Genomic DNA, 9834 nt, shown 5'->3' with positions numbered 1-9834 from the left:
TCGAGTTCGAGCTGTACTACGGCGTCTGACCTCCCGCGAGAAGAGCCCGTCTCGGCCCCGGCCGAGACGGGCTCTTTCGTGCGCCCGGAACGCCCTGCCCGATCCGTCGAGGCTCCCCGACTGCTTACCGCAGCGGCCGTCGCTGTCGGTCCACTCCTGGTGCGGACATCCACTGCACCTTCGTGAATTCCGACGACCACTCGGCGCCGGCGCGTTCCTCGCACTGCGACGTCGCGGAAGGTCCTGACCGTCGGGCGACACGACGCATAGCATCCGCTGCCCGGCCCGCGCCACCCGGCGCGCCCCGCTTGACCGGCATCGATCTCGATGGTCAACTGAGGGGTCACAACGGAAGAGGGATGATCATGCGCCGCACCACGATGAGGGCGAAGTCCGCAGCCGCCGAGCGGCTGCCCGCGCAGCCCCGGACGGCCGCCGCAGCGCTGGCCCGCATAAACCCCTTCACGTACGGTTTCCTGGGCGCGCTGGGCGTGCTCGTCGCTCTCCTCATCGGCGGCATCGTCGATCAGCTCGCGACCGTGCTCGTCTACATCGGAGTCGCGGTCTTCCTGGCCCTCGGCCTCGACCCGATCGTCTCGTTCATCGAGCGCAGACTCCCCCGCCCCGCGGCGGTGGCCATCGTGGTCTCCGTCGTGCTCCTGGCGTTCGCGGGCATCATCCTCGCGATCGTGCCGCTCCTGGTCGAGCAGGTCACGAACCTCATCGAGGACGGCCCGAAGATGATCGAGGACTTCATGGCCAGCGCCTGGTTCAAGGACGTCAGCGAGCAATTCGGCACGACCTTCGATGACGCGGCCCAGGGGGTGCTGAGCTTCGTCCAGGACCCCGGGAACATCCTCAACATCAGCGGAGGAGTGTTCGCGGTCGGCGCGGGAATCGCCGGAGGCTTCACGGGTGTGACCATCGTGCTCATCCTCACGCTGTACTTCATGGCCTCGCTGCGCAGCATGAAGCGCGTCGCCGTGCGCTTCGTCCCCTCCTACCAGCGTGAGACCTTCGGAGAGCTCCTCGAAGACGTCTCGGGTGCGGTCGGACGCTACGTGATGGGCCAGGCCAGTCTCGCGCTGATCAACGGCATCCTGAGCCTCATCGTGCTGACCATCATCGGTGCACCCGTGCCGGCCCTGCTCGCCCTGATCGCCTTCATCGGGTCGATGATCCCGCTCGTCGGCACCCTGAGCGCGTCGATCATCAACGCGTTGATCTGCCTGATCGTGAGTCCTGTGACCGCGTTGATCGCCTTCGGTTACTACCTCGTCTACATGCAGATCGAGGCGTACGTGCTCTCTCCTCGCATCATGAACAAGGCGGTCGCCGTGCCGGGCGCCCTCGTCGTCATCGCCGCGGTCGCCGGTGGTGCTCTGGGAGGGATCCTCGGCGCGCTCGTCGCGATCCCCGTCGCGGCGAGCATCATCATCGTCGTGCAGAAGGTCGTCTTCCCGCTGCAGGACAGCAAGCTCGTGCCCCCCGGGACGCTCAGCGAACCGTGAGTGCGCCCGCCTGAACTCGCACGGCGAACTCCGAGACCTCGCCGACTTCCTCGCCGTCGATCTCGAACGTCTGCGGTGAAGCGAGTGTCACCGTGATGCGTTCGGCGGCGACGTGCGTGGTCGACTCCGTGCTCACGGCCTGATCGACCGCACCGAATGCTCGGCGGATCCCGTTCTCCCAGATGAACGAGCGGACGGTGTCGAGCCACTGCAGAGGACCGTCCGCGCTGACGAGCAGCATGTCGAGCTGCCCGTCATCGATCAGAGCGTCGGGCAGCAGACGGATCCCGCCCTGCAGCATGCCGCAATTGCCGATGAGCATCGTATGACCGCGCAGGCCCTGGGGCTCCCCGTCGTCGAGCGTGAGGGTGATGTCCGTCATCTCGGTGCCCGCGAGCGCCCGACCCATCGCCTCGACATAGGCGATCCAGCCGGCCCGGTTCTTGAGGTCCTCGTCGGTCTCGACGAGCATCTGCGCATCGATCCCGAACCCGACCATGACCACGAACGCGTGCTCTTCTCCCTCGAGCTCGACCCAGCCCATGTCGATGGCCCGAGGTTCGCCGTCGCGGACCCGCTGAAGTGCGGCAGCGATGTCGCCGAGGGGGACGTCGAGGTTGCGAGCGAGAAGGTTCCCCGTTCCCTGCGGCACGATGCCGAGTGCGACCCCGCTGCCGGCCAGGCCTTCCGCCACGGCGCGCACGGTGCCGTCGCCACCCGCGGCGATGACGATGTCACAGCCCGCCGCGACCGCTTCCGCGGCCATGCCCCTCCCCGGATCCTCGACGGACGTCTCCCACCACTGCACCGGCGATTCGACGTCGCCGAAGACATCGTCGACGGCGTCCTTCAACTTGTCGCCTCCGGGCTTGGAGGGGTTCCAGATCACAGCGATCTTCGCGTTCGTCATGGTTCAGCTGCTTCCTTTTCAGGGCGGTCGGGGATCGCAAGGGCGATCACCCGTAGAACAGGTCCTCGAATGCTCTGCGGGCGCGCCGTGTCACACCCAGGTAGTCATCCTCCAACACACTCGCGGAACGATCGGGGTAGCCGAGCAGCCTCCCCACCGCGTCGAGATCACGCGGCTCGGTCGGCAGGACGTCACTGGTCTTGTTCGTGTACAGGGTGATCGCCGATCGCAGGCGACTCGACAGCAGCCACGCCTCCCGCAGCAGCTCGGCCGCGTCCGACGGGACGAACCCTGCGTCGACAGCGGCATCGAGGGCACCGAGCGTCGAGGTGGTCCGCAGCGCGGGGACCTCGTTCGCATGCTGCAGCTGCAGCAGCTGCACGAGCCACTCCACATCGCTCAGGGTGCCGGGGCCGAGCTTCAGATGCCGCCGGGGGTCGACTCCCTGCGGCAGCCGCTCACCCTCGACGCGCGCTTTGATCCGTTTGATCTCCCTCGTGCCCTGCAGATCGATCGTCGCCGGATACCGGATGCTGTCGGCGAGCTGCGTGAAGCGAGCGACGAGCTTCGCGCTGCCCGCGATGCCTCGTGCACGCAGGAGCGCCTGGGCCTCCCACGACAGCGACCAGCGACGGTAGTACTCGGCGTACGCGTCGAGCGTGCGCACAAGCGGTCCGTTGCGCCCCTCGGGACGCAGGTCGGCGTCGAGGTCGAGCGGGACACGATGATCTGTGAGGTGCTCACGCAGGCCCGCGACGATGCGGGTGGCGAGCGACTGCGCGCGCTGAGGGTCGACTCCGTTCGCGTCGTAGACGTACAGGATGTCGGCATCGGATCCGAAGCCCAGTTCCGCGCCCCCGAAGCGCCCCATCGCGATGACGGCGAAGTCCATCGCGTCGTCCTCCTCGGGGACGATCTCGCGCCGGACCGCGCGCAGAGCAGCCTGAATCGTCGCCTCGGTGATCTCGGTGAGCGAGCGCGCGATCTCCTCGATCGTCAGCACATCGAGCACCCCGCCCATCGCGGTGCGCAGCAGTTCGCGCCGCCGCAGGGCTCGCACGGCCTGCAGCGCGCCGCCGATCGACTCGTGGCGGGTCTGGATCGCCCTCGCCTCCTCGTCGATGGCAGCGCCGCTGCGGGGCCGCAGCAGATCGCTGCTGTCGAGCCAGGCGACGGACTCGGGGATCCACTCCATGAGCTCGCCGACGTAGCGCGACGACGACAGCAGTCGGGTCAGGCTCTCGGCGGCGCCTGAGGAGTCGCGCAGCATGCGCAGGAACCAGGGCGTGTCGCCGAGCCGCTCGCTGATCCGCCGGAAGGCGAGCAGGGCGTAATCCGGGTCGCTGCCGTCCGCGAACCACCGCACCATGACGGGCATCAGATGACGCTGGATCGTGGCCTTGCGGCTGAGCCCGGTGGTGAGCGCGCCGATGTGCCGCAGCGCGCCTGCGGGATCGCGAAAGCCGATCGCCATCAGGCGGTCATGCGCCTGCGCGGTCGAGAGGGTGCGCTCCTCCTCCGGGAGCGCGGCGACGGCGCTGAGAAGGGGCCGGTAGAAGAGCTTGGTGTGGATGTCGCGCACTTCGCGGCGCACGCTCTCCCATCGCGCCCAGATGGCCTCACCGGAATCCGCGAGTCCCGAGCTGCGTGCGAGCACGCGGAGCCCGGCAGGAGTCCGCGGCATCAGATGCGTCCGGCTCAGCTCACGCAGCTGCAGCCGGTGCTCCATGACGCGCAGGATGCAGTAGTCGTCCGCGAACGTGCCCGCCTCCGCGCGGCCGATGTATCCCCCGTCCACGAGCGCGTCGAGCGTCTCCAGCGTCCCGCGCGTGCGCAGACGCGAGTCGGTCAGGCCGTGCACGAGCTGGAGCAGCTGCACGGTGAACTCGATGTCGCGGAGTCCTCCGGAGCCGAGCTTCAGCTGGTACGGGGCGTCGGCCGGATCGATGTACTCCATGACGCGCTCACGCATCCGCTGAACGCTGTCGACGAAGTTCTCGCGGGCCGCGCTCGAGAACACCTTCGGCTGCACCGCCGCGATGTACTCGGCGCCGAGCACCTCATCGCCGGCGAGCGGTCGAGCCTTCAGCAGAGCCTGGAACTCCCAGCTCTTGGCCCAGCGGTCGTAGTAGGCGAGATGCGACGACAGCGACCGCACGAGCGCTCCCTGCTTGCCCTCGGGACGCAGGGCCGCATCCACCTCCCAGAGCGGAGGCTCCACCTCGATGCCGCTCAGGCCGCGCATGGTCTCGCGCGCGAGCCGAGTCGCGATGTCGATCGCACGCGCTTCGTCGACGATCTCCTCGTCGCTGGTTCCGCCGACGAAGATGACGTCGACGTCGCTGACGTAGTTGAGTTCGCGCGCACCCGCCTTGCCCATGCCGATCACCGCGAGCCGCGTCGCCGCCACCTGGTCGCGGCGCAGGGTATCGGCGAGCCGCGTCCGCGCGATGGCGAGCGACGCCTCGAGCGCGGCGCCGGCGATGTCGGCCAGGGCCGCGGCGATCGCAGGCAGCACCATGACCGGATTGTGCGCGGCGAGGTCGAACGCGGCGATGGCAGCGAGATTGCGCCGGTACGCGACCCGCAACGCGATCACCGCAGCATCATCGCCCGAGGCGGCGAAACCTTCGTGAGCGCTCACGGAGTCGAGCAGTCGACGTCGCAGCTCATCGGCCGTGGGAAGGGCCCCGAGCGGCTCTCCGAGCACGGAGATCTCGCCCGGGTGCCGCAGGAAGAAGTCCGCGAATCCGCTCGAGGCGCCGAACACGCGCCAGGCGCTACGGCGCGCGTCCGCATCCGCGAAGACGGCCGCGACGGGCTGCGCGTCGCGACGAGCGACACGCAGCAGTCCGTCGACGGCGGCGTCGGGATCGGCAGCCACGGCTCCGTCGAGAAGAGTCGCGCGGTCGAAACCGAGGAGCTCGCCCAGCTCAGCCAGGTTCGCCGCCGCTTCGCTCAGCTCGGCGAACCCGAGCCTGGCGAGTGCCGAGAGGGAGACCGATCCGTCTGAGCGAGCCATGCCGGCACGTCAGAGGAGCTCGAGGTTGTTCTTCAACTCGAGCGGCGTGACCTGGCCGCGGTAGGCCTCCCACTCCTTGCGCTTGTTGAGGAGCACGTAGTTGAAGACCGACTCGCCCAGCGTCTCGGCGACGAGCTCGGACGTCTCCATGTACTCCAGCGCGTGATCGAGGCTGGCCGGGAGCGATGCATAACCGAGCGCGCGTCGTTCCGCGTCGCTCAGCGACCACACGTTGTCCTCCGCCTCGGGCGGGAGCTCGTACCCCTCCTCGATGCCCTTCAGGCCTGCGGCCAGCATGAGCGCGTACGCGAGATAGGGGTTGGCTGCGGAGTCGAGAGCGCGGTACTCGACCCGCGACGAACCGCCCTTGTTCGGCTTGTACATCGGTACCCGCACGAGCGCGGAGCGGTTGTTGTGCCCCCACGTCACGAAGCTCGGGGCCTCGTCGCCGCCCCAGAGTCGCTTGTAGGAGTTCACGAACTGGTTCGTGACGGCGGAGATCTCGTTCGCGTGGCGCAGGAGGCCGGCGATGAAGTGGCGACCGGTCTTCGACAGCTGGTACTTCGCGCCCTCCTCGTAGAACGCGTTGCGCTCCCCCTCGAACAGCGACATGTGCGTGTGCATGCCGCTTCCCGGGTGCCCGCTGAGGGGCTTCGGCATGAACGTCGCGTAGACGCCCTGCTCGATCGCGACCTCCTTGATCACCGTGCGGAACGTCATGACGTTGTCGGCCATGGTGAGAGCGTCGGCGTACCGGAGGTCGATCTCGTTCTGACCGGGCCCGCCCTCGTGGTGGCTGAACTCGACCGAGATGCCGAGGTCTTCGAGCATCCGCACCGAGCGACGACGGAAGTCGTGAGCCGTGCCTCCAGGGACGTTGTCGAAGTACCCGGCCGAGTCCACCGGCACCGGTCCTTCCGGACCGAACGACGACGACTTGAGCAGGTAGAACTCGATCTCGGGGTGCGTGTAGAACGTGAATCCCGCGTCCGCCGCCTTCGCCAGCGTGCGCTTGAGCACATGGCGGGGGTCGGACACCGCGGGTCGTCCGTCGGGCGTCGTGATGTCGCAGAACATCCGCGCGGTCGGGTCGATCTCACCGCGCCAGGGCAGGGTCTGGAAAGTCGTCGGGTCGGGCTGCGCGAGCAGGTCGGACTCGTAGCTCCGAGTCAGTCCCTCGATGGCCGATCCGTCGAATCCGATCCCCTCGGCGAACGCGCCCTCGACCTCGGCCGGCGCGATGGCGACGGACTTGAGCGTGCCGATGACGTCGGTGAACCACAGGCGCACGAACTTGACGCCGCGCTCTTCGATCGTCCGGAGGACGAAATCCCTCTGCTTGTCCACGGTCACTCAGCGCCCTTGCCGGTGCCGGCGTCCCAGCCGCTCTCGGCGGCTTCCTCCTCGGCCCAGGCACGCGAGCGCTCCTTGAGCTTCTCCGGCGCACGAGCGGCCTCGGCCTCTGTATCGAAGGGTCCGACACGGTCGGCGGACGCGGAGATCATGCCGAACTCCACCTGGCCGGTCTCCAGGTTGTACCAGTACTTCTCATCGCCGTTCGACATGGCCGATCCCCTTCTTCACGTGGTGTCATCGATCCTATCTGCGCTGACGTCGGTCGCTAAGCTATCGAGCATGGCAAAAGCGATCGGCGTCGACATCGGCGGCACGGGTATCAAGGCAGGCATCGTCGACCTCGAGCACGGCATCATGGCCTCGGACAGGGTACGCGTGCCCACCCCCGAGGGCGCCTCTCCCCAGGACGTGCTGCAGGCGGTGCAGACGGTTCTGAAGACTCTCGACGTGCACGACTCCACGCTCCCCCTCGGAGTGGCGTTCCCCGCCATCGTCAAGCGCGGCAAGACGCTCTCGGCCGCCAACGTCTCGAAGGAATGGATCGACTTCGACGCGGAGAAGTTCTTCCGCGACGGTCTCGGTCGCAACATCGTCTTCGTGAACGATGCGGACGCGGCCGGCGTGGCCGAAGCACGCCACGGGGCCGCCCGCGACGTGCGCGGCTTCACCCTGCTCACCACCCTCGGGACAGGCATCGGCTCCGCCTTCCTGTACGACGGCGTGCTGCTGCCGAACACCGAGCTCGGACACCTCAACTTCGGCGAGTACGAGTCCGTCGAGACCTACGCCGCCACCTCCGCACGCGAGCGCGAGGGCCTGACCTGGGCGGAATGGGCCGAGCGTCTGCAGAAGTTCTACTCCCACATCGAGTTCCTCTTCAGCCCCGACCTCTTCGTGGTCGGCGGCGGCGTGTCGAAGAACGCGGGAGACTTCCTCCCGCTTCTCGACCTCAAGACCCCGATCGTCCCCGCGATCCACCGGAACAACTCGGGCATCATCGGCGCCGCATCCCTCGCCGGCGACTGATCCGCGACCACAGACATGAAGAGGGCCCTGCCGAGCCGGCAGGGCCCTCTTCGCGTCTGGGCCCTCTTCGCGTCTGGGCCCGACGAGAATACTGCGCGCTGTCCCGACACGTGCCACCATGGCATCCCCGCGCGTCCCTTCCGATCGACGCAGCGCTTCCGCACCACGGCGCCGAGGCTCAGGCGGGCGCACACGAAAGGCAGCGTCGAGATGAACCGACCATCCGAGTCGTCCTGGGACCGACCGGTGTCGCCCGACACCACTGCCGGCCTCGTCCCCGCGGACGGGCCGCGCGCGAAGAAACTGCGATCCCGCCACGTCACGATGATCACCCTCGGCGGGATCATCGGCGCGAGCCTCTTCGTCGGGTCCGGGAACGTGATCCGTGCAGTGGGCCCCGCTGCCGTGCTGTCGTACCTGATCGGCGGACTGCTCGTGTTCCTCGCGATGCGCATGCTCGGGGAGATGGCCGCATCGCGACCTGCCATCGGCTCGTTCATGGAGTACGCACGGGTGGGGCTCGGCAACTGGGCCGCGTACCTCGTCGGATGGCTCTACTGGTACTTCTGGGTGGGCGTGCTCGCCTATGAGGCGGTGCTGGGCGGCGAGACCATGGCGAGCTGGTTCCCCGCGCTTCCGTCGTGGGCCTGGTCGCTGATCCTGATCGGCATCTTCGTCGGCACCAACGTCATCTCGGTCCGCGCCTTCGGCGAGGTCGAGTTCTGGCTCGCCAGTGTCAAGGTGCTGGCGATCATCGTCTTCCTCGGTGCGGGTCTGCTGTTCGCCTTCGGCCTGTGGCCCGACGCCGACGTCTCGATCTCCAACCTGTGGGATCACGGCGGCTTCGCTCCGAACGGTTTCGGCGTCGCGTTCACGGGCGTGGCGCTCGTGATCTTCTCGTACTTCGGTACGGAGATCGCCGTGATGGCCTCGGCTGAATCGGAGGACCCCGCCAAGGGCATCCGGCAGGCCACCAGCACGATCATCTGGCGGATCCTGCTGTTCTTCGTCGGTTCGGTGCTGATCATCGTCACCGTGGTGCCGTGGAACGAACTGCCGGCTCCGACCGACGTCGCCACCGCGCCATTCACCTATGCGCTCGAGCAGTTCGGCATCCCTGGCGCGAGCATCATCATGCAGCTGGTGATCTTCACCGCGGTCATCTCTGTTCTGAACTCGGGACTCTATTCCGCGTCACGCATGTTCGCGGCGCTCGCCGGGCAGGGGTTCGCGCCGAAGATCGTCGCGAAGCGGTCGAAGACCGGCGTGCCGGTGATGGCGCTGCTCGCGTCGACCAGCGGCGGGCTCATCGCCACCCTGGTGAACTTCCTGACTCCGGGATCGGGGATCTTCGACTTCATCATGAACTCGGCCGGACTCGTCGCCCTGTTCGTCTACGTCTTCATCGCCCTCACGCAGTGGCGGCTCCGGCAGAAGATGACGCCCGAGGAGGTCGCGAACCTCCGGCTCAAGATGTGGCTGCACCCGTGGCTCAACATCCTTCTGATCGCCTGCATCGCGGCGGTGATCGTGGTGATGATGTTCAGCGAGGGAGGTCGCACACAGGTCTGGACGAGCCTGATCGCCACCGGCGTGCTCGTGCTGTGCTGGCCGCTCGTGCGACGCACCGGGCGGCGATGATGCGAATGGGCCGACCTGTACGCCGGGTTCTGTTCCGGGGTTCTTCGCCCCTTCGACGGCCATCTCTCTCGGCGACACGTTGCCGTGGCACTCTAGCGATCTACCCGAGGACTCGGCGAGCCGCGTCAACATCCTCTGTCTGATCTTGCTCCGGACGAGGTTTACCTGGCGGGCCATGTCACCATGGCCCCCGGTGGTCTCTTACACCACCCTTTCACCCTTACCCCTTGCGGGGCGGTCTGCTCTCTGTGGCACTTTCTCGCGGATTGCTCCGGGTGGGCGTTACCCACCGTCCTGCCCTGAGGAGCCCGGACGTTCCTCGGTGCGGTTGCCCGCCACGCGACCGTCCAGTCGACCCATTCGCAGAT

General features: G+C 67.7%; 7 protein-coding genes and 1 other RNA gene. 3 read left to right on the top strand and 5 right to left on the bottom strand.

What is annotated here, in order from left to right; all coding sequences use genetic code 11:
- Positions 1-365 precede the first annotated feature (365 nt).
- Entirely contained in the window at positions 366-1511 is a 1146-nt protein-coding gene (locus tag RWO82_RS07790; RefSeq protein WP_314425354.1) for an AI-2E family transporter, read from the top strand.
- Here the strand turns inward: RWO82_RS07790 and RWO82_RS07785 are convergent.
- Genes RWO82_RS07785 through RWO82_RS07770 form a run of 4 tightly spaced genes read right to left on the bottom strand, consistent with a single transcriptional unit; the run spans position 1498 to position 7008 of the window.
- Entirely contained in the window at positions 1498-2421 is a 924-nt protein-coding gene (locus RWO82_RS07785; protein ID WP_314425352.1) for a diacylglycerol kinase family lipid kinase, read from the bottom strand. The genes RWO82_RS07790 and RWO82_RS07785 overlap by 14 nt on opposite strands.
- A 46-nt stretch (positions 2422-2467) precedes the next feature.
- A complete protein-coding gene (locus RWO82_RS07780) occupies positions 2468-5443 on the bottom strand; it encodes a bifunctional [glutamine synthetase] adenylyltransferase/[glutamine synthetase]-adenylyl-L-tyrosine phosphorylase (protein WP_314425350.1) in 2976 nt (991 codons plus the stop codon).
- Between the two features lie 9 nt (positions 5444-5452).
- Complete coding sequence (gene glnA / locus RWO82_RS07775) at positions 5453-6790, bottom strand: type I glutamate--ammonia ligase (RefSeq protein WP_201469871.1); 1338 nt, start codon at positions 6788-6790, stop codon at positions 5453-5455.
- A gap of 2 nt (positions 6791-6792) precedes the next feature.
- A complete protein-coding gene (locus RWO82_RS07770; protein WP_314425344.1) occupies positions 6793-7008 on the bottom strand; it encodes an SPOR domain-containing protein in 216 nt (71 codons plus the stop codon).
- A 70-nt stretch (positions 7009-7078) separates the two neighbouring features.
- On the opposite strand from RWO82_RS07770, the gene ppgK reads away from it, so the two are divergent.
- Both ppgK and RWO82_RS07760 read left to right on the top strand, forming a co-directional pair.
- Positions 7079-7825: a polyphosphate--glucose phosphotransferase gene (ppgK, locus tag RWO82_RS07765; protein WP_314425341.1), complete on the top strand. Its 747-nt coding sequence runs from the start codon at positions 7079-7081 to the stop codon at positions 7823-7825.
- Between the two features lie 210 nt (positions 7826-8035).
- A complete protein-coding gene (locus RWO82_RS07760; protein WP_314425339.1) occupies positions 8036-9466 on the top strand; it encodes an amino acid permease in 1431 nt (476 codons plus the stop codon).
- Between the two features lie 2 nt (positions 9467-9468).
- Here the strand turns inward: RWO82_RS07760 and rnpB are convergent.
- Positions 9469-9825: RNase P RNA component class A (gene rnpB, locus RWO82_RS07755), an RNA gene on the bottom strand.
- Positions 9826-9834 lie beyond the last annotated feature (9 nt).

It is taken from the genome of uncultured Microbacterium sp., assembly GCF_963521645.1.
Taxonomy (GTDB): Bacteria; Actinomycetota; Actinomycetes; order Actinomycetales; family Microbacteriaceae; genus Microbacterium.
The sequence above is the reverse complement of the archived record's forward strand: the minus strand, read 5'-3'. Positions and strand labels throughout refer to the sequence as shown.